General features: G+C 46.0%; 15 protein-coding genes and 2 pseudogenes. 16 read left to right on the top strand and 1 reads right to left on the bottom strand.

From position 1 onward, the window contains the following. From OCV61_RS03600 to mobQ, 12 genes and pseudogenes are all read left to right on the top strand, one after another. A partial coding sequence (locus OCV61_RS03600) for a VirB4-like conjugal transfer ATPase, CD1110 family (protein WP_262582663.1) occupies positions 1–2,178 on the top strand: 2,178 nt, incomplete at its 5' end. A gap of 145 nt (positions 2,179–2,323) precedes the next feature. Further along, positions 2,324–5,125 carry a CD1108 family mobile element protein gene (locus OCV61_RS03595; protein ID WP_158420771.1) on the top strand — a complete coding sequence of 934 codons (2,802 nt, stop codon included), beginning with the start codon at positions 2,324–2,326 and terminating at the stop codon, positions 5,123–5,125. Beyond that, positions 5,106–5,468, top strand: coding sequence for a DUF4315 family protein (locus tag OCV61_RS03590; protein WP_012744294.1), 363 nt, complete (start codon positions 5,106–5,108; stop codon positions 5,466–5,468). Before OCV61_RS03595 ends, OCV61_RS03590 begins: the two co-directional genes overlap by 20 nt. Then, complete coding sequence (locus tag OCV61_RS03585) at positions 5,422–6,852, top strand: CD1107 family mobile element protein (protein WP_023922641.1); 1,431 nt, start codon at positions 5,422–5,424, stop codon at positions 6,850–6,852. Before OCV61_RS03590 ends, OCV61_RS03585 begins: the two co-directional genes overlap by 47 nt. Then, positions 6,853–8,259 (top strand): annotated as a pseudogene (locus tag OCV61_RS03580) (DNA topoisomerase); the annotation flags it as partial. A gap of 55 nt (positions 8,260–8,314) precedes the next feature. Further along, complete coding sequence (locus tag OCV61_RS03575; RefSeq protein ID WP_158420704.1) at positions 8,315–10,189, top strand: recombinase family protein; 1,875 nt, start codon at positions 8,315–8,317, stop codon at positions 10,187–10,189. Beyond that, complete coding sequence (locus OCV61_RS03570; RefSeq protein WP_158420703.1) at positions 10,186–10,512, top strand: TnpV protein; 327 nt, start codon at positions 10,186–10,188, stop codon at positions 10,510–10,512. The genes OCV61_RS03575 and OCV61_RS03570 overlap by 4 nt, the downstream gene beginning before the upstream one ends. After that, the gene (locus tag OCV61_RS18965; protein WP_330382876.1) at positions 10,509–10,997 is read left to right on the top strand and encodes a hypothetical protein; all 489 of its coding nucleotides are present in this window, start codon (positions 10,509–10,511) and stop codon (positions 10,995–10,997) included. Before OCV61_RS03570 ends, OCV61_RS18965 begins: the two co-directional genes overlap by 4 nt. Positions 10,998–11,081: 84 nt before the next feature. Beyond that, positions 11,082–11,642: an RNA polymerase sigma factor gene (locus OCV61_RS03560; RefSeq protein ID WP_005922902.1), complete on the top strand. Its 561-nt coding sequence runs from the start codon at positions 11,082–11,084 to the stop codon at positions 11,640–11,642. Next, positions 11,639–12,355, top strand: coding sequence for a hypothetical protein (locus tag OCV61_RS03555; RefSeq protein WP_158420702.1), 717 nt, complete (start codon positions 11,639–11,641; stop codon positions 12,353–12,355). Before OCV61_RS03560 ends, OCV61_RS03555 begins: the two co-directional genes overlap by 4 nt. Before the next feature lie 89 nt (positions 12,356–12,444). Further along, positions 12,445–12,738, top strand: coding sequence for a DUF3847 domain-containing protein (locus OCV61_RS03550; protein ID WP_118554221.1), 294 nt, complete (start codon positions 12,445–12,447; stop codon positions 12,736–12,738). Positions 12,739–12,971: 233 nt separating this feature from the next. Continuing rightward, positions 12,972–14,480 (top strand): MobQ family relaxase, encoded by a 1,509-nt coding sequence (mobQ, locus tag OCV61_RS03545; protein WP_158420769.1) that lies wholly within the window; start codon positions 12,972–12,974, stop codon positions 14,478–14,480. 77 nt (positions 14,481–14,557) lie between these two features. On the opposite strand, the gene OCV61_RS03540 is transcribed toward mobQ, so the two are convergent. After that, positions 14,558–14,977 (bottom strand): nuclear transport factor 2 family protein, encoded by a 420-nt coding sequence (locus tag OCV61_RS03540; protein WP_099571277.1) that lies wholly within the window; start codon positions 14,975–14,977, stop codon positions 14,558–14,560. A gap of 89 nt (positions 14,978–15,066) precedes the next feature. On the opposite strand from OCV61_RS03540, the gene OCV61_RS03535 reads away from it, so the two are divergent. From OCV61_RS03535 to OCV61_RS03520, 4 genes and pseudogenes are all read left to right on the top strand, one after another. Beyond that, positions 15,067–16,968 carry an AAA family ATPase gene (locus OCV61_RS03535; RefSeq protein WP_158420701.1) on the top strand — a complete coding sequence of 634 codons (1,902 nt, stop codon included), beginning with the start codon at positions 15,067–15,069 and terminating at the stop codon, positions 16,966–16,968. Between the two features lie 107 nt (positions 16,969–17,075). Further along, entirely contained in the window at positions 17,076–17,297 is a 222-nt protein-coding gene (locus OCV61_RS03530; RefSeq protein WP_097777333.1) for a transposon-encoded TnpW family protein, read from the top strand. A 28-nt stretch (positions 17,298–17,325) separates the two neighbouring features. Further along, a pseudogene (locus OCV61_RS03525) lies at positions 17,326–17,988 on the top strand (DNA topoisomerase); the annotation flags it as partial. A 68-nt stretch (positions 17,989–18,056) separates the two neighbouring features. Beyond that, a partial coding sequence (locus tag OCV61_RS03520; protein ID WP_262582662.1) for a SpaA isopeptide-forming pilin-related protein occupies positions 18,057–21,223 on the top strand: 3,167 nt, incomplete at its 3' end.

Genomic DNA, 21,223 nt, shown 5'->3' with positions numbered 1-21,223 from the left:
TTAAATGAGGATAAGACCACGATATTTGAGAATTACTGTGATTTTTTAAATTACTTTGATTCTTCCATCAGTGTGCAGCTGTCCTTTATCAATCAGCAGGTGGATGTGGCAGAATTTGAGAAAAGCATTGACATTCCGGATCAGAACGATGACTTCAATGCCATTCGTGAAGAATACCGTACTATGCTGAAAAATCAGCTTTCCAAAGGAAATAATGGTCTGGTAAAGACGAAGTATATCACTTTTGGAATTGAAGCAGAAAGTCTGAAGGTAGCAAGACCAAGGCTTGAAAGAATCGAAACAGATATCTTAAATAACTTTAAGGTTCTGGGAGCACAGGCACATTCTTTGAATGGACTGGAAAGGCTGGAGATTCTGTATCATGTGTTCAACCAGGATCGGATCGAACCATTTAAGTTCCAGTACAAGATGCTTCCGGAAACCGGATTAAAGACCAAAGATTTTATTGCACCGACTTCCTTTAACTTTTCCAAGAATCAGACATTTTTGATGGGAAGAACGATGGGAAGTGTGAGTTACCTTCAGATTCTTGCACCGGAGCTGACAGACCGGATGCTTGCAGATTTTCTGGATGTGGATGACAGCATCAATGTCAACATTCATATCCAGTCCATTGATCAGAGTTCAGCAATCAAGATGATCAAGAGTAAGATTTCTGATCTTGATAAGATGAAGATCGAAGAGCAGAAGCGTGCGGTACGTTCCGGTTATGATATGGACGTGCTTCCATCGGACCTTGTGACTTATGGCGAAGAGGCAAAGAATCTGCTGGAAGATCTGCAGTCCAGAAATGAGAGAATGTTCCTTGTGACAGTTCTGGTAATGAATACCGCAAAGAAGCGTCAGAAGCTGGATAATAATATTTTCCAGGTGCAGGGGATCGCACAGAAATATAACTGTTCCTTAAAACAGCTGGATTATCAGCAGGAAGCAGCACTCATGTCCTGTATTCCGCTTGGAGTCAATCGAATTGAAATTCAGAGAGGGCTTACCACATCTTCAACGGCGATCTTCGTGCCATTTACGACACAGGAACTGTTTCAGGAAGGGGAAGCTCTTTATTATGGATTGAATGCATTATCCAACAACATGATCATGGTTGACCGGAAACGTCTGAAGAACCCGAATGGACTGATTCTTGGTACACCAGGTTCCGGTAAGTCCTTCTCAGCAAAGAGGGAAATTACAAACTGCTTTTTGATTACGGAGGACGATATCATTGTCTGTGATCCAGAAGCCGAATATTCGGCACTTGTGCAGGCGCTGCATGGGCAGGTGGTAAGAGTTTCGCCGGTATCTGACCAGTATATCAATCCAATGGATCTGAATCTGAATTATTCCGAGGAAGACAATCCACTGTCACTGAAAGCAGATTTTATTCTGTCTTTGTGTGAACTGATTGTTGGAGGAAAGAATGGATTGGAGCCGGTAGAAAAGACCATTATTGACCGTTGTGTGCGGTTAGTATATCAGGAATACCTTGCCGATCCAGTACCTGAGAAGATGCCAATCCTAGAGGATTTATATAATCTTCTGAGAAAACAGGAAGAACCGGAAGCACAGCGACTGGCCACATCATTGGAGATTTATGTTACAGGTTCTTTGAATGTGTTTAATCATCAGACAAACGTGGATATCAATAACCGCATTGTATGCTTTGACATCAAGGAACTTGGTAAGCAGCTGAAAAAAATCGGGATGCTTGTAATCCAGGATCAGGTCTGGAACAGGGTAACGATGAACCGTTCTGCCCATAAGTCCACCAGATATTATGTGGATGAGTTCCACCTTCTTTTGAAGGAAGAGCAGACCGCAGCTTATAGTGTGGAGATATGGAAGAGATTCCGTAAATGGGGTGGTATTCCAACTGGCATCACCCAGAATATTAAGGATTTGCTGTCTTCCAGGGAAATTGAGAACATTTTTGAAAACTCAGACTTCATTTATATGCTCAATCAGGCTTCCGGAGACAGGCAGATTCTGGCAAAACAGCTGAATATCTCACCAACCCAGCTGTCCTATGTAACCAACAGTAATGAGGGGGAAGGACTTTTGTTCTATGGAAATGTCATTATCCCATTTGTAGACAGATTCCCGAAGAATTCCCTCTATAAAATCATGACAACCCGCTTAGAGGAGACTTCCGAAGCAGGTTAAATCAAAGGAGAAAACAATGTTACGAGCAATTTCATATGTATTAACTTTTAGTGGCGGTGCTGTTTTCGGCATCGCTTTTCTCTGCTTATTACAGGCAGGGAAAGGGTATCCGAAGAAGGAGGAGTAAGTAGTGGCAGAACAGAGAATGAAAGTCAGGGACAAGAAAGTCCAGAAGATGACCAAGGATGGGCTGGTGGAAGAAAACCTGACAGATAAATCTTCTGTTCGTGTCAGTAACCGTGTCGGTGATGTGCAGATGGGAAGAAAACAGGGGGAAAAAGAAGAAAACCTTGTGGATAAGTCTCCCCGCCAGTCTGAACGGAGTGGGAAAAATATTCGACCCTCTGTGCAAAAATCCAGGGATGCACCGGAACTGATACGGACAGAGAAGCAAAGTGAGGATTTGGGACAGAGTAGTAAACAGCAAAATAGAAAAAGAATCCGTGCTGAAGTCGGAAAAGAATCCAGACTTGCAGAAAAATCCGAAGCCGGACAGTCAGGGAGACTGAAAGAAAAACGTGCTGATCTATCAGAAAACAGAGGAGACAGCCGGAGAAATCAGACAGGTGGCAGCAAAAAGCCAAAACAAAAACAACGTTTGAAGTTTGCTTATGAGGAAACTGGTGCTTCTGTGAAAAATGACAAAGATATGGAGAAATTGAACCAGATGGATACGGATGGAGTCAATTTCCGCCATCAGAAACAGAAGGAAAAAGCCAAAAAGTTTTCTTATGAAGAAGCAAGAAAGAAAAAGGAAGCAAAGCAGCATTCCAAGAAAGCACAGGTCTATCAGGCAAATGAAGGAGAAACTCCTGGAAAGAAAAAATCCCGTTTGAAGTTTGGTGAAGGGGAATCTGTGAAAACAGAAAAAACTTCTGTTGTCAAGAAAGCAGGAAGTGCAACTTCCGTAGCATTACACCGTGAGATTAGCAAAAATGAAGACGATAATGCGGCGGTAGAAGGTGCCCATAAGTTAGAAGAAAGCGGCGAAGGTGTTTACCGGCTGGAACAGAGAAGTGCCAGACGCAGGAAACAGTGGGCATCCAGAAAAAGAAGCAGACTTGAGAGACAGGCAGAGAAACAGGCACAGGCTGCATCCCATCAGGAGCAGAAGAAGCTGAAAAAACAGATTCAGAAGCAACAGATCAAACGGGATTATGCCAAAGCGAAGCGAAGTGAACAGATAGTAGGAACAGCTACAAAAGGTACGATTGATTATATTAAGAAGATTGGCGGTAAGGTCACCAACTTCTTTAAAGAAAACCGGAAGGTGTATATCAGTGTGGCAGTTCTGATCGGATTGATGTTTCTGATTATAACGAATGTCACGTCATGCTCTGCAGTGTTTTTACAAAATGTGATCACTTACACGGGAACCAGTTATCTGTCATCGGATCAAGCAATCCGGGAAGCGGAACTGTATTATACACAGCTGGAAGCTAATCTGCAGGAGCGGATTAACAACATGGAGTCTGAAGAATCGGGACATGAGGAATACCGATATAACATCGGACCTATTGAGCATGATCCGTTTATCCTAATCAGTTATCTGTCAGCAAAGTATGAGGAGTTTACTTTTGAACAGGTCAAGCCTGAACTGGATGCATTGTTTGTAGAGCAATATCATCTGACTACTGAAGCAGTCAATGAAACTGTGACAGAGACAGCAACAGTAAGAGTTGGAGAATCGTTGGGACAGGTTGTAACAAGCGGATATTGTAACTGTCCAATCTGTTGTGGTATTTGGAGTGGAGGACCGACTGCCAGTGGAGCATATCCAACAGCCAATCATACCTTAGCAGTAGATGCTTCCAATCCGTTTGTTCCAATGGGAACAAAGGTGGTCATGAATGGTGTCGAATATACGGTAGAAGATACCGGAGCTTTCGCAAGATACGGTGTACAGTTTGATGTCTATTATGACAGTCATGCGGCAGCATCCGCACATGGTCATAAGACCTGGGAATGCTATCTGGCAGATGATAATGGAAGCCAGGAAGTGGAAGTGACCAGGACAAGAGATATAGATGTGCTGAATGTCACCTTAAACAGCGGAAATCTGATGTCGATCTGTCAGGACAGGCTGGGATTTTTCCAGAAAGAACTGTTCAGTGTCTATAACGATACGAAAGGTAATTTACAGATGTTTGCGACACCGGTTGATTTTAACTGGTATTCCAGTGTGACAAGTTATTATGGATATCGGATTCATCCAATTTCAGGAGCAAATCAGCTTCATAATGGTATGGATATCGGAGCGCCGGAGGGAACAAAAGTAATGGCAGGGCTGACCGGAACGGTTACAACTTCTGCTTATAACGACAGCTATGGCAATTATGTTGTGATCAAGGACAGTAAAGGCTATGAACTGCGGTATGCACATTTAAGTAGCCGGAGTGTATCTGCAGGTGTATCCGTCACGAAAGGTGATGAGATTGGTCTTGTAGGAAATACTGGAAATTCTACAGGAAGCCATCTTCATATTGAACTTCTGAAAAATGGAGAGCGCTTAAACCCGATCTTTTATCTGGAAACTGGAGAAGGGGCAGGCTTTGGCGGCAATGAATACACCAGTGAAGCGGCACAGCGTTTGTTGAACGAAGCAGCGAGATATCTAGGAACACCGTATGTGTGGGGTGGATATTCTCCAAGTGGATTTGACTGTTCTGGATTTGTAAGTTACTGCCTGACAAACTCTGGTGTAAGGAATACAGGAAGATTGACTGCACAGGGACTGTACAACATTTGTACGCCAGTATCCCAGTCAGAAGCACAGCCAGGAGATCTGATCTTCTTTACCGGAACCTACGATGCAGGAGAACCAGTAACGCATATTGGAATCTATGTGGGCAATGGTCAGATGATCCATTGTGGGCATCCGGTTCAGTACACGTCCATCAACTCTCCATACTGGCAGAGCCATTTCTATGGATTCGGGCGATGGTAAGGAAAAGGGCGGTATAACAGCCGCCCGGAAAGGAGAAGAGATGAAAAGTCTTGAAAAAGCAACGGCAGATTATGAGAAAGCCAAGGAAAAAATGGAAGCATCTAAAGCCAGATATGAAGCAGATTTAAAGCGGTTCAAGGCTGCGGAGATTGCAAAAACAGAAGCAGAAAATCTGGAAATTGTAAGAATTATCCGTGCAATGGATATGAGTATTCCGGAATTGGAAGCTTTTAAAAAGAAAATGAAAAATGAGTTGCCCGGCAGGGTAGAAATACAGAAGGAGGAAATAAAAGCCGATGATGAATCTGGAAAAAATGAAACAGAAGAAGAGAACAAATACTAAAAGCAGGGTAAAAAAGAGTCTGCTTGCAGCAACGACATTTCTTTGCCTGACAACACCTTTGCTCCAGACACAGACTGCTTATGCAGCTGAGAATACCACGCCTGCAATCACGATTGAGAAACCGGATGGATGGAAACAGGGAGAAACAACCATTGCTGTTACGGTAGATGCCAGCCATATGCCGGAAGGTTTCTCAATAGCAAAGATTGAAGCAAAAGCAGGAAAAGATGGAAGCTGGCAGGATGTAACTGGAAGCGGAAGTATCACGATCACAGGAAATCAGACAGTGTATGTGCGTGTGACAGATGGTGATGGAAAGGTGTATGAGCAGAATCGTTCTATTAAGTGTTATGACACGGAAAAGCCGACACTCTCTGCTTCCCTGACAGATGGTGTGCTGACGATTCAGGGGAATGATACAGTATCCGGGATTACTGCAGTAACAGTTAATGGCACCACTTATACAGATCTGAAGGATGGAATGCTGAGAGTGCAACTGACACAGAAAGATTTTACTACAAAACAGATTGAGATTACGGTAACAGACGGTGCCGGAAATACTTCTGAAAAGTATGTGTTGCAGAATCCTTATTATGAATGGGCAAAGAAGCAGGCAGAGAAACAGAAAACCTCCAGTGACAGCAATGGTGCAATGGCAACTACGACCAGTGCAGATGCAACGGGAACTGAAAAAACAACGACTTCTCCGCTTCCGCAGGATGCACAAGCTTCTGAGCCAACAGATGCAAAAGGAACTGTGGATGATCGGACAGTGACAGGTATTGAGGAACAGCTTAATAAAGAAGGCGAGACAGCAGATTCTGTTACTAAAACAGCTACGGAAGGCACAAAAGAGTTTTATACCATTTCAACTAAGAGTGGTAAGATTTTTTATCTGATCATCGACAATTCAAAATCTCAGGATAATGTGTATTTCCTTACAGAAGTCAGCGAGAAAGATCTGATGAACTTCACACTTTCTGATTCCGTGACACTTCCGGAAGTAGATACTGTTTATGCAGAACCAGAGAAACAGGCTGAAGAAGAAAAGCCGGAAACAACTGAGACAGCTGAGAAAGATAAGGTAGAGGATGAAATCCAGATGCCAGAAGATAAAAGTCCATTTGGAACGTATCTTCTGATTGCACTGGTTGCAGTAGGAGCTGCGGCAGGAGGATATTACTTCAAAGTCTATAAACCAAAGCATGAATATGATGACGAGGATGAGATGGAAGAGGATGAAGATGAATCCGAAGATTCAGAATCTGAAAAGCGGGAAGTAGACGATGCAGATGAGCAGGAAGAAAGTATAGAACCAGAAATCCTGAGAGACGAGGATTTTGATGATGCTGTGCTGGAAGATGAAGAAGAGGAGCAGGAGTAAATGAAATTAGTGATTGCAGAAAAGCCATCGGTTGCGATGGCACTGGCTTCCGTGATTGGAGCCAGAACAAGAAAAGATGGCTACGTGGAAGGAAACGGTTATCTCGTTTCCTGGTGCGTAGGACATCTGGTTGGATTATGTGATGCATCAGAATACGATGAAAAATATAAAAAATGGAGATATGAAGATCTGCCGATTGTGCCGGAATGTTGGAAACACAGGGTATTGGAAGGCACGAAAAAGCAGTTTGGAATCTTGAAAAAACTGATGCGAGATTCCAAAGTAGATGAAGTAATCTGTGCTACAGATGCCGGGCGGGAAGGAGAACTAATCTTCCGTCTGGTGTATGAGCAGGCAGGATGCAAAAAGCCGATGAAGCGGCTCTGGATCTCTTCCATGGAGGAACAGGCAATTAAAGATGGATTTGCGTCATTAAAAGACGGTTCGTGTTATGACAGTCTCTATCAGTCAGCACTTTGCAGGGCAAAGGCAGACTGGCTGGTGGGAATCAATGCGAGCCGTCTTTTTTCCGTTCTGTATAACCAGAATCTGAAAGTTGGAAGAGTACAGACACCAACACTTGCCATGATCGTGGATCGAAATCAGAAGATCAAGGAATTTACCAAAGAAAAATATTATATGGCTCATATCAAGTTTGACGAGATGGATGCGGTCACAGAGCATTTTCAGAAAAAAGAAGATGCAGATAGAGTGGCTGCGGACTGTATGGAGCGTATGTGCGAAGTGGAAAAGGATGATGTGAAAGAAAAAACGGTCCGTCCTCCGAAGCTCTATGATTTGACCACTCTGCAGAGGGAAGCAAACAGAATGTTTGGTTATACCGCACAGCAGACATTGGATGCCGTGCAGGAGATGTATGAGCAGAAGCTGGTCACTTATCCGAGAACAGACAGCCAGTATCTGACAGATGAGATGGGAGAAAGCACTGAAACACTGATTCAGATGTTACTTGGGAAAATGCCTTATGCTGAAGGTCTGGAATATCACCCAGACGTGAGTAAGGTATTAAATTCAAAGAAAGTATCCGATCACCATGCGATTATCCCAACCATGGAAGTAGCCAAAGCAGATATTGGTGAACTGAAAGAACGAAACCGCAAGATTTTGTATCTGATCAGTGCCAGGGTTCTGACAGCAACTGCAGATCCTTATATTTATGAAAGCCATAAATGCCAGATCACCTGCAATTATCATACGTTTTATCTCACAGCAAAGAAAACAAAGCAGGAAGGATTCAAGGCGATCGAAAATAAATTGAAACAGTTCTTTGGCGTAAAGATTGAGAAAGAAGAGCCGGAGCTGGATATCTGGGCAGGCAAGCATTATGGTCCCTGTGATTCTTTGGTATCGGAGCATTTCACACAGCCACCGAAACAGTACACAGATGTTATATGCTATGAAAGGGGGATAAGAAATCGCCCATAGAAAGGAGAATTGACCCATGAAAACAAAGCAAACAGGAAGCGGAAAAATCACAGCCCTTTATGAGAGGTTGAGCCGCGACGACGAACTGACAGGCGACAGCAATTCGATTATCAATCAAAAGAAGCTGCTTGAAGATTATGCAAAATCGCATGGCTTTACTAACTGCGTCCACTTTACCGACGATGGGTGGTCTGGGGCTAATTTTGACCGTCCGAATTGGAAGCGCATGATTGAAAGCATTGAAAGCGGCGAGGTTTCCCATGTCCTTGTAAAAGATTTAAGTCGCGTCGGTAGGGATTACTTGCAAGTGGGATTTTATACCGAAGTGATGTTCAGAGAAAACGGCGTGCGCTTTATCGCCATTGCCAACGGTGTAGACAGCGACAAACGGGAAAGCAGCGAGTTTGCGCCGTTTTTGAACATTATGAACGAGTGGTATGTTCGTGACTCCAGCCGCAAAATCACAACTGTTTTACGGGCAAAGGGAATGTCCGGCGCACATTTGACAAACCATTGCATATACGGCTACAAGAAAGACCCGAATGATAAAAACCATTGGATTATTGACGAGGAAGCCGCCGAGGTAGTACGCCGGATTTACCGAATGGCGATAGAGGGCAAAGGTCCGTATGAAACCGCCCGTATTCTTGCGTTGGAAAAGATAGAAAGACCGTCCTACTATCTTGCACAGCGCGGCATGGGAAATCACAAGTCAAACTACAATTCAACCGAGCCTTACGCATGGCGCGGCAATACAATTTCCGATATTCTGTCAAAGCCGGAATACATGGGGCATACCGTAAACTTTCGGACTTACAAGGAAAGCTACAAGGACAAACGCTCCAAAGCGACACCCAAAGAGGATTTAGTTATCTTCGAGGACACACAGGAAGCCATCATTGACAAAGAAACATGGGAGCGCGTACAGTCATTGAGAAAAACAATCCGCAGAACTGACACCATCGGAGAAGCCAACCCCTTAACCGGCTTAATGTTTTGTGCCGATTGTGGGGCGAAGATGTATAACCATCGAGGGAAAGCGGGAAAGGCGCGGGATTGGGCGGGGCGACCAAACGGGAAAAGGCGTCCAGACCGCGACGAATACAACTGCTCCCGATACGATTTAGGAAATCAGCGATATGACACCTACTGCACCACCCACCTTATCCGCACCGTTGTTGTAAATGAACTGCTACTTGAAGCGATAAAGGAAGTATGCAACTACGCGCAGAACAATGAAGCCGCCTTTATTGAACAAGTCTGCTCCGCTTCCGGGGAACGGCAGAAAAAGGCTATCAAGACCATACGGCAGAGGAAACAGCGCAGCGAGAAACGCGCCGATGAATTGAGCCGCTTGATACGAAAGCTCTATGAGGATAATGTCAATGGGAAACTTTCTGATAAGCTCTTTGAGCAAATGCTACACGATTTTGAACTTGAATTGGACGGGCTGAACACAAGCATTACCCAAGACCAACAGGAGCTTGACCGTATCAGCAGCGAGAGCGTCAATGCGGAAAAGTTTATCGCTCTTGTGAAGCGGTACACAGATTTTTCCGAGCTTACCCCCGCCATGATAAATGAGTTTATTGAAAAAATCCTTGTCCACCAAGCGGAGGGCAAAGGGGCAAGCCGCACACAGGAAATTGAGATTTTCTTTAACTTCGTGGGCAAGGTGGAAATCCCACACGAGGAAGTGGAACTGACGGAGGAAGAAATCGCCGCGATAGCCGAACAGGAACGCCGACGGGCAAAGAAAGCCGAGTACAACCGCCGCTATATGCAGAAAAAACGCAAACAATGGAAAGAGCAGCAAGAACAGGCACAGGAGCCGCAAGAGCCTATCGAGCTTCCTCTTGTGCAGGACGAGAAAGGAGCATTGAGCGCATGAGAAGATTGATTGACAACGGCGACGCACCCGCCAAGAAAAAGCCCCCTATCGGGCATTACGGACACTTGCGGAAAGCCTACCTTGAGGGCTACCGCCCCGACCTCTACACCGCCCTTGTCGCAAGCGAAAGCCTCTATGAGCATTGCGCCGAGATTGAAGCCGCCGTCCGTCGCCGCCTTGACCTCATTATCCCGCAGCTTGCCGAGGGTGCGGGCGCAACCGAGGAACTGAAAGCCGCAGACCCCATGCAATGGGTGGGGCTGATGAACACCTGCAAGGCGCAAGCGGAGGAAATCGTCAAGTTTGAGCTTATCTATGTATGAGCGTCAAGAGCCGAAAAAATCCCATATTTCACGATAGAAACGCTCTGGACGAGGAATGTATCGCCGGAGCGTTTTCTATTGGAAAATCGCCGTTTTTCCCAAGCCAAGAGCCGGGAAAAACACCCGAAAAATGCCCCTATTGCGTAACAGGGGCGCAGAAAGGAGAGTTTATGAGAACAGGGCTTACGAAGCAGGAAAAGACCACCGATATTTGGTTTGACGAGAAAGACCCCCTTATCCATATCCACACCCACAACACCGACTTAAAGAAGCGGCTTGCCGCCTACGCCGGACAGTACCCCGACCAGTGCTGCCAAACCGACGCAGACCCCGAAACGGGCTGCATGGAGTTTGATATTGCAAAGGGGCGTTTCTCTTTCCGTCTGACCGCCCCATACAGTGAGGAACGGAGGAACGCCGCCAGCAAAGCGGCAAAGAAACATTCCGGCAACTTGACACACCCTATTCAAAAAGATGTGCTATAATTTTTTTGAAAAAGTTTCGGATTAGATGTAGTATTTGCCGCTGAAACCGTAGTACATAGGTGAAGCCCGAAAGGAGGCGGTGAGATGATAGACGACGAAAAAATCATAGAAATGTTTTTTGGACGTTCAGAACAAGGCATACGAGAGCTGGATATAAAATACGGAAAGGTCTGCCACAATCTTTCCTACCATATCGTAGGCAGCAGACAAGACGCGGAGGAATGTGTAAACGACGCTTATTTAGGCGCATGGAACGCCATTCCCCCGGCACGACCTAACCCGCTGCTATCTTATCTTGTTAAAATCGTTCGGAACATTTCACTCAAAATCTATTGGAGAAAGGAAGCAGCCAAACGGAGCAGCCATTACACGATTGCTTTGGAAGAAATTGAAGCCTGTATAGCAGCTCCGAATACAGTAGAAGCAGAAATCGAAGCCAAAGAGTTAGCCCGTATCATTGAAGCATTTTTAGACACGCTGACTACCGAAAACCGCGTTATTTTCATGCGCCGCTATTGGTTTTCCGACAGCTATAAGGACATAGCCGAGTTTATGGGGCTTTCAGAAAAAAACATTTCTGTCCGGCTGACCCGTATCCGCGAGAAGATGAAGCAATATTTGATTGAAAGAGAGGTATTCGTATGAATGCAAAGAAGTTTTCCGACGCTATGAGCGAGCTTGACACAAAATATGTCGATGAAGCTCTCAACTACAAGAAGAAAGCCAAAAAGCCCATTTGGGTAAAGTGGGGGGCTATTGCAGCTTGCTTTGCAGTAATTGCTGTTTTAGGCGTAGGCGTATTTCAAAATGGATTGTTCGGGAACAAAACTGACATTGCCACTTTGGACAACGGAAATGAAATCATCTTTGTAAAATCGGAAACTGCTGGCTCAAGCATTGACATTGACGGGACTATAACAACAAGGCAACTTACGGAAACGGAAGCTGCATCTCTTTTTCCAAACTTGACCGTTACAGCTCATGCAGTTTTTCGTGTTGATGATACTGTTTCCGACAGCAACAAAGAATTGATTGGTTTTGAGGGAAAAATCGAAAATGCCAAAGTGGTAATATCTACAACGGATATAGCACTACTTGATACGAAGATTGTAGGAAGTGAAGAAAGTAGCGAAGTAAATGGCACAAGCGTGACGGCAGGATATTTTGTAACAGACCGGAACAGCGTGGGAGAACAGAATGTAATTTACTATGCGACTTTTAAGTTGGGAGATAGCACCGTATATGTTGAAAATGCGGGTGCAAAAACTGAAAGCGAAAGTGTGAAAAACGATTTGGCTACCATTATCCAAGAGCTGATAAATAATGGTGCGCTTGACCTAAGTTCTTTCAACGGATAACCCCATGAAAATTTAATACTACCATCAGGACAGCCGAGAAAATCGACTGTCCTTTTTCTATGCCTATGGGCAGAAAGGAGCGACCAACCATGACAAAACCGAGAGAGAAAACCCGTGAGGAACTGCAAGCCGAGATTGAGGGCGGAAAGAAGAAAATCCGGCAGCTTGAGAACCGGGAGAAAATCATCAAGCAGAAGCTATCCGTCGAGGAACGCAAGGCGAGAAACCACAGGCTTTGCAAGCGCGGCGGCTTCATGGAAAGCCTTGTGCCGGAGCTTATTGCCATGCCGGACGAGGATGCGCAGACCTTTTTCCGACTTGCTTTGACGAGTGAACCAGCGCGGGAGTTTTTGAGAAAACGAGCCGAGGAAACGACAAGCTGAAAATCCCTTAGGAACTAAGGGCGCACTTATACACCCTTGCGGGCGTGTGCGCTCTGCCGAGGGCTTATCTCCGCACAGGGAACTTTCCCCGCGCTCCGATATGGCGGCTTTGCCGCAACAAGGGGCTGCCCCCCTTGCGCCGCTTCGCGGCTATCCCTGCACACCCGCAAAAACAGCACACCCGCCGTTGGCGTCTGTACCCTTTTTGCGGGTTTTGTTATCCTATCCGGGAGGTGATACCCATAGCCATTTACCATTGGAACATCGGCATTGTGAGCCGAGGAAAAGGCAAATCAGCCGTTGCCGCAGCCGCCTACCGAAGCGGCGAAAAGCTGACAAACGAATGGGACGGAATGACACATGACTACACCCGCAAAGGCGGCGTTGTCCATACCGAAATCATGCTGCCGTCCCACGCACCACCCTCTTTCTCTGACCGTTCAACCTTGTGGAACAGCGTGGAACTTTACGAGAAAGCTGGGAACGCCCAGCTTGCCAGAGAGATTGACGCGGCGCTCCCCATAGAATTATCCAGAGAGGAACAGATCCGGCTTGTCCGGGAATACTGTTCCTCTCAATTTGTTTCCAGAGGAATGTGTGTGGATTTTGCCATTCACGACACCGACAGCGGCAATCCCCATTGTCATATCATGCTGACTATGCGACCACTTGACGAGCGCGGAGCATGGGCAGCGAAATCAAAAAAGGAATATGACCTTGATGAAAACGGGGAGCGTATCCGCTTGCCAAGCGGCAGATACAAAACCCACAAAGTTGACCTTACAGGCTGGAACGACAAGGACAACACCCTCTTGTGGCGCAAGGCATGGGCTGACTTTACCAACGACTTTTTGGAGAAGAACGGAAGCCCGGAGCGTATCGACCACCGCAGCAACGCCGAGCGCGGCATAGACGAGATACCCACCGTCCACATGGGCGTAGCTGCTTGCCAGATGGAGAAGAAAGGTATCGCCACCGAGAAAGGCGAACTGAACCGAAATATCCAAAAGGCAAACCGCCTTATCCGGGAAATCCGGGCGCAGATTGGGAAGCTCAAAGAATGGATTGCCGACCTGTTCAAAGCGCGGGAAACCGCCCCAGAACAGCCGCCGCAATCTCCCAACCTCGCAAATCTGTTGATGAAGTATTTGAGCGTTCAGAGAGAAAAGAGCCGGAAGTATTCACAGCGTTGGCAACAACAGCACACAGCCGATGAACTGAAAACCATAGCGGCGGCGGTCAACTATCTTTCCGAGCATGGTATCTCTAATCTTGATGAACTGGACGCTTCTCTTTCCTCTGTCAGTGATAAAGCCTATTCAATCCGGGAGGGAATGAAAACCGCCGAGCAGCGCATGAAAGAACTGCAAAAACTCATGGAGTACGGCAGAAATTATCAGACCTACAAGCCCATACAGGACGAGTATCGACAAATCCGCTGGAAAGGAAAACAGGAGAAGTTTGCGGAAGCCCGCCGAGCCGATCTTACCCTATGGGACGCGGCAAACCGCTATCTCCATGCAAATCTGCCGAAAGGAACAAAGACCTTGCCTATTGCGGAATGGGAACAGGAATATGCTGACCTCAAAACACAGAGGGACAGCGATTATACCAAACTGAAAGATATCCGCACCGAGGTTGCCGAGCTTCAAAAAATCCGCAAATGCGTGGATATTGCACTCCGCGCCGACCAGCCGGAGCAGACACAGAACCGCGCCAAGCGACACGAACAGGAGCGATAAAGAAAAGGACGGGCAAGCTGCTTTGCCTGTCCGTCCTAAATGTTTTCCGATAAAATGGACGCTATTGATTCCTAATATTAAAACCAACTTGCTCTTTCGTCCCTAAATTCGGGCAGGTCACTATGCTCATAAGGATTATAATTATTCAAATTGCAGCCAAACTCTTTCAATGATTTTATTTTATTATCCTTTGTCCATTCAACCAGGGAAATTCCATCAAATTCCTCTATGCTCCCATTGTTCATTTCATTTTTGAAATACCACTCCACAATCGTCTGATTTCCTTTGTGGAAAAATTGTTTGATTTCCCAAGCAACGACTTTGCCACGAGTATTCCATTCCTGAAACCAGTGTTTTACGATTTGACGGTTATTATATTTTGGACTCCAACTTTCAGTATAAATTACATCTTCTGCAAAAATATTATCAATACCTAAATCCTGTTTTGTAAGCCACATTTCAAACCATAAGTGAATAATTCTTTCTCTTTCATTCACAATCCAGCACCTCACTAACTTCCGATTTTTCGGTTTCATTCTACATCAAAACTATGAACAATTCAACCACAGAAAGCGAGGTATCAACCATGTATTACACCCAAGAACAAATAGACCGCGCCAACCAAGCCGACCTTGTTTCTTTCCTGCAATCACAGGGAGAGCGGCTTATCCGCGCCGGAAACGAATACCGCTGGAAGCGGCACGACAGCCTGACCGTCCGGGGAAACAAATGGTATCGCCACAGCCAGAGCAAGGGCGGCGGTCCCGTTGATTTTGTCATGGAGTTTTTCGGCAAGAGCTTTACCGAAGCCGTTGAAATGCTGACAGGAGAAAAAGGCGCAGCCCTACCGCCAGACAGACCAAGCCCCGCGCCCCTCTCTGACTTCCGGCTACCACCCCGGAACACCGACAACCGAACAGCGAGGAACTATCTCACAGCAGCCCGCCGCATTGATGAAGATGTGTCGGGCTTTTTCTTTTCCAACGGGGATATTTACGAGGAAGCCGCCCACCACAACGCCGTATTCGTAGGGCGGGACGAGGACGGAATACCGCGCTACGCCCACCAGCGCGGCACAGCCGGGAACTTCCGGCTTGATGTGAAAGGCAGCGACAAAGCCTTTAACTTCTGCTACCGTGGCGAGGGCGAAAGATTGTTTGTCTTTGAAGCCCCGATAGACCTCTTATCTTTCCTCTGTCTGTTCAAAAAAGACTGGCAAAAGCAAAGCTATCTGGCGTTGGGCGGCGTGGGGGAAAAAGCCCTTTTGCGTTTCCTTTCTGACCGTCTGAACATCAAGACCGTTTACCTCTGCCTTGACAGCGACCAAGCCGGAAACGACGCTTGCAGCCGCCTTGTGGGGCTTGTGCCGGAGGGCTTGACCGTCCACCGCCTTGTGCCGCTTTACAAGGACTGGAACGAGGTATTGCAGCACCGGGCAGAAATCGCGGACGGGAAGTATATCCGGGAAGCGATTTACGGCTTGAAAGAGCCGCCGCAGGAAGAAACCGTTGAGATTATCCGCATGAGCGAGGTTGACACACAGACCGTTGAATGGCTATGGGAGCCGTATATCCCCTTTGGGAAAGTAACCATTGTGCAAGGCAATCCCGGCGAGGGCAAGACCACCTTTGCCCTACGCCTTGCCGCCGCCTGCACCACCGGGGGAACGCTGCCGGGAATGAAGCCCTTGCCGCCATTCCAAGTAATTTACCAGACCGCCGAGGACGGGCTGGGCGATACCGTCAAGCCACGCTTGATAGAAGCCGAAGCCGACCTTGACCGCGTACTTGTGATTGATGAAGCCAAGCGGGAACTTACCCTCTCCGACGAGCGCATAGAAAAGGCAATCACGCAGAACGGGGCGCGGCTGATTATCCTTGACCCCATACAGGCGTACATGGGCGAAAAGACCGACATGAACCGGGCAAACGAAGTGCGCCCCATGTTCCGCCGCCTTGCCGATGTTGCCGAGCGTACCGGGTGCGCCGTTATCCTTATCGGACATCTCAACAAAGCTGCCGGAGGGCAGAGCGCATACAGGGGCTTAGGTTCTATCGACTTCCGCGCCGCAGCAAGGAGCGTCCTGCTGATCGGGCGCGTGAAGCGAGAACCGAATGTGCGCGTTATCGTCCATGACAAATCTTCCCTTGCGCCGGAGGGCAAGCCCGTTGCCTTTTGCCTTGACCCGGAAACGGGCTTTTCGTGGATAGGCGAATACGACATCACCGCCGACGAGCTGCTGTCCGGCGCGGGTGGGAACACCGCCACCAAAACCGAGCAAGCCGAAAGGCTGATACTTGACCTGCTTGCAGACGGGAAAGAGCTTGCCAGCGAGAACATTGTAAAAGCCGCAGCCGAAGCCGGAATATCCGAGAGGACGGTACAGAACGCCAAGCGCAACATGAGCGCGGTTTTAGGCGCAAGGCGCGTGGGCGGTCAATGGTACAACTTCATCAAGAAGAAGCAGCCACCCGAACCCGCAAGCTGAAAGTGCAAAACGCAGACCCTTTGCACTTTGCACTTTCGCACTTTCACTATACCGACCACCGCCCCATGTGCTGACCGCATGGGGCTTTATCTTTGAAAGGAGAGCCTATGAGCAACGAAACCAACACCCGCACCGCCACCCCTACCGCATCCCCTCTGACCGCACAAGGTACACAGCAGCCCGTTATGGTAAAGAGGATTGGAAAGACAACCTATCGTGTCAAGCTGCATTTCAGCGAAACGAGCAAGGAAACGATGACCGATAAGATTAAGCGGCTTATTTTGAATGATTGTGCAAAAGAGTTTGAACAAAGCGAAAAAATTTCTTAAACACCCTTGACAAAGCGTATCAGAAGATACCCTGCTTTCTGCGATGGAACGTGCAGGGAATGAAGAACTGACCGAAGATACAGAAAAGAAAGGACTTGGTACTCCGGCAACAAGGGCAGCAATCATTGAAAAACTGATTCAGTCTGGTTTTGTGAAAAGGGAAAAGAAAAATCTGGTGCCGACAGATGATGGTAATGTATTGATTACAGTTCTGCCAGATGAGATTAAATCTCCGAAGATGACCGCAGAGTGGGAAATGGCATTGAATCACATTGCCCAGAATACAGAGACAGCAGATGAATTCCTAAATGGGATTACAGAACTGATGCAGGAACTGGTTGCCAGGTATCAGGGAATTTCAGAAGAAAAGAAAAATCAGTTTCAGGGAAAGGCAAAAGGAGAAGTCATTGGCAAATGTCCCCGATGTGGAGCAGATGTCCAGGAAGGGAAAGTAAACTTTTACTGTTCTGACCGGAACTGTACTTTTACCTTATGGAAGAATGATAAATTCCTTGCGAGTCAGGGAAAAAAGATGGATAAGACGGCAGCAAAGAAGTTCCTGTCTAAAGGAAAAATCCATTATAAGGATCTGGTATCAAGAAAAACAGGGAGACAGTACGAAGCAACTGTGGAGATGGTTGATCCCGGAGAGGGAAATGTACAGTTCAATCTGATTTTTCCACAACGATAAGTAGTGTATTGCAGGCAGTCTAAGGACTGTCTGTTTTAATACAAATATATGAAAGAGAGGACCTTAGCATGAAGAAAAAAGGTAATTTTAGAAAAGTAGTATCTGGCTTGCTGGCAGGCATGACAATGCTTAGTACAGTGCTATCTCCGATGACGGCATATGCAGCGGAGATCCAGCCAGAGGAGAAACCTCCACTTTATGAGGAAGTGAAAGACCTTCTGGATGAAGATGAGGTGGTGACTGCCAAAGATTATGAAATCGAAACAGGCAGTGTATTTAATGTGAAATCAGATTATACCGGACTGGAAATCAAGGATGATAACAAGGTTAAAGTCACATTTGAGGAAGCAAAGAATGATAAGAATGAGGATTTTACGACAGATCATGCGGACACTTACAAAGCGGTCTATTATGTGGAACCGGTAAATCAGGAGCATCCGAAGTACCAGATCAGCCGAAAGCTGATTGTGCGTGAGAAAGAAACAGAAGTGCAGACAGAAACTGCAGGGAGTGAAGCAGTAACCGAATCAGAAACAGCTGGCAGTGAACAGCAGACAGAGGAAACGGAGAATTCAGAAGCAGACTCGGAATTGCTTCCAACAGAGGAAGTGACGGAAAGCGAGATAGAAGAATTTGATTCTCAGGCAAGCGAACTATTACCGGATATGGAAGAAGATACTGAAAATACAACGGATTCGGAAACAGGTCTTACAGTATCGGATGCAATGGAGCAGGCGGAAGAGGAAGGAATTGATTTATACGCCATGGAAGCTGGTGAAACAGTCACTTTTATGGCAAAGACAAGTGCAAGAAGTGTACAGAAAGTATCTGTTACAAGAGGAACTCTGTATCGTTATGCGGATTATGGTTATGGTTCTTATCTTACCTATCAGTATACGGTTCAGTTTGGAAATGTATCTGCGACTGCTTACTGTGTACAGCCATCAAAACCGGGACCAGGAACAGGTAATTACACGATTAGTAAAGTCGGAGATGGAAAAACATTAGCTAAGGTATGTTATTACGGAACCAAGGCAGCAGGAGATGAAGGATTCTTTACAGAAGAGAATGGTTATGGAAATCTTAGTGCTGGAGCAAAATTCATTCTTGTTCATCTGGCGGCTTCTTATGCTAATGGAAGTGGCGACGCTTTTTCCGGAGCGAATAGTACAGCCAAGAATTTAGCAATGAAATTGTATAATTATTGTGTTTCACAGCCAGAAATACCGGATGTAGCAATGTCATTTTCTGATGGAGATGTAAAAGCTTATGTGGATGGCAATTCACAGAGAACCAAAGATATTACATTCAAAGCAGATAAGCTACAGACAATTACGATGAAGCTTCCGTCTGGTGTGAAACTTCATAATCTAAGCACAGGCACAACAAGTAAAGCTGGTGCAAGTGTAGAAATTTGCGGAGGAACAAAGTTTTATCTTTCTGCACCACTGACACAGGTGAGTGACGTGGCACAGAGCTGGTCTTCTACAATGAAGGGAAGTATTACAAAAGATTACTCTGCTTATAAAATCACCACCGGATCTGACACGCAGGATCTTGCGTTGGTATTTGGTGAAGGTGTGACAGATGAAAAATATATTGATTTCAAAGTGTCTTGGATTGAACAGGCTACGATCGAAATCGTAAAGAAAGACGATACAGCGGATGTCAATCTTGCAGGTGCAGTATTCGGTGTATACAGCGATGAGGCATGTACAAAGCTGATCACTCAGATGCCGGCAACAGATAAGAATGGAAAATCCTCTGTTACGATCATCAAGACACAGGATACCGTTTATCTGAAAGAGATCACAGCGCCACAGGGATATGTAGTAAATGCAACGGCAACAAATGTGAAACTGGTAGCAAGTAAGACCTCGGCTGTGACCGTGGAAAACAAGGAGCAGCTGGCAGAGCTTACCATTTACAAAGAAGGTCAGGTTCTTATCGGTGCAGAAGTCAGTGAGAGTGGAACCGTATTCCAGTATGAGAACCGCAGACAGAAAAATGCAGTATATAACGTGTATGCCGGAGCGGATATCGTAACTGCTTATGGCACAAAAGTGTACAGCAAAGGTGACTTGGTAAAAGAAAATCTGACAACAGGTGAGAATGGTTCTGTCACACTGAAAAACCTGCATCTTGGAACCTATGTGGTAAAAGAAGCAAAAGCACCGGACAATTTCTATAACGGCAGCGAAGAAAAGCCAGTGACTCTGACCTATGCCGGACAGAATAAAGAAGTTGTATTTGCAGATGTGACTTTTAACAACGAGAGACAGAAAGCAGATGTTTCCGTAGTAAAACAGGATAAAGACATCAAGAAACCACTGAATGGCGGTATTTTTGCTCTGTATGCATCCGATGATATTAGAAATGCAGACGGAACCGTTGTTGTGAAAAAAGGAACACTGATTGAGAAAGCAACTACTGGAGCAGATGGGAATGCAAAATTCACAGCGGATCTTCCGATTGGATATTCCTATTTTGTAAAAGAAGATCAGGCACCGGAAGGCTATGTAAGAAATACAGAAGATGTGTATACGTTCAAGTTTTCTTACACCAATGATAAAGAAGCAACCGTATCATTTGCCCATACCTTCAGCAATGACCGTGTGACAGCAAAGATCAATTTATTCAAAGTTGATAAAGAAACAGGAAAAGCAGTACCGCAGGGAGATGCCACACTGAAAGGTGCAGTTTATGGTCTGTATGCCCGTGAAGATATCGTGCATCCGGACGGAGCAACTGGAACTATTTATAAAGCAGGAGAACAGGTAGCTTCTCTTACAACAGATGACAAAGGACAGGCTTCTGTAAATGGCTTGTATCTTGGCAAATATTATATCAAAGAGATTACACCTCCGACCGGATACCTGGCAGATACAGAAGAGCATGATCTTACGTGCAGTTATGAAGGAGATATGACATCAGAAGTAAAAAGAGAGTGCACTTCCAGTGAGCAGGTCATCAAGCAGCCATTCCAGATCATTAAAGCAGCCAACAATGGAAAGACCGATGCAGATCTGTTATCCGGAGCTGGATTTACAGTTTATCTGAAATCTTCCCTTACAAAGAAAGCAGATGGAAGTTATGATTTTGATTCTGCAAAACCAGTAGTGAGTGGAGAAAATGGAGCAACTGAGATTTTCACAGATGAAAAAGGGTATGCCTGCAGTATTCCATTACCATTTGGAAGCTATATCGTGCGTGAGACAACAACACCGCACAACTA

It is taken from the genome of Blautia ammoniilytica (genome assembly GCF_025566965.1).
Lineage (GTDB): Bacteria > Bacillota > Clostridia > Lachnospirales > Lachnospiraceae > Blautia_A > Blautia_A ammoniilytica.
This window is presented reverse-complemented; position numbering and strand designations above follow the sequence as displayed.

Bases quoted from the DNA above. Each gene is read 5' to 3' on its own strand.
- OCV61_RS03555 (WP_158420702.1), top strand. From the start codon at position 11,639: ATGAATGCAAAGAAGTTTTCCGACGCTATGAGCGAGCTTGACACAAAA.
- OCV61_RS03575 (WP_158420704.1), top strand. From the start codon at position 8,315: ATGAAAACAAAGCAAACAGGAAGCGGAAAAATCACAGCCCTTTATGAG.
- OCV61_RS03560 (WP_005922902.1), top strand. From the start codon at position 11,082: ATGATAGACGACGAAAAAATCATAGAAATGTTTTTTGGACGTTCAGAA.
- OCV61_RS03590 (WP_012744294.1), top strand. From the start codon at position 5,106: ATGGATTCGGGCGATGGTAAGGAAAAGGGCGGTATAACAGCCGCCCGG.
- OCV61_RS03585 (WP_023922641.1), top strand. From the start codon at position 5,422: ATGATGAATCTGGAAAAAATGAAACAGAAGAAGAGAACAAATACTAAA.
- OCV61_RS03550 (WP_118554221.1), top strand. From the start codon at position 12,445: ATGACAAAACCGAGAGAGAAAACCCGTGAGGAACTGCAAGCCGAGATT.
- OCV61_RS03595 (WP_158420771.1), top strand. From the start codon at position 2,324: ATGAAAGTCAGGGACAAGAAAGTCCAGAAGATGACCAAGGATGGGCTG.
- OCV61_RS18965 (WP_330382876.1), top strand. From the start codon at position 10,509: ATGAGCGTCAAGAGCCGAAAAAATCCCATATTTCACGATAGAAACGCT.
- OCV61_RS03535 (WP_158420701.1), top strand. From the start codon at position 15,067: ATGTATTACACCCAAGAACAAATAGACCGCGCCAACCAAGCCGACCTT.
- OCV61_RS03570 (WP_158420703.1), top strand. From the start codon at position 10,186: ATGAGAAGATTGATTGACAACGGCGACGCACCCGCCAAGAAAAAGCCC.
- OCV61_RS03530 (WP_097777333.1), top strand. From the start codon at position 17,076: ATGAGCAACGAAACCAACACCCGCACCGCCACCCCTACCGCATCCCCT.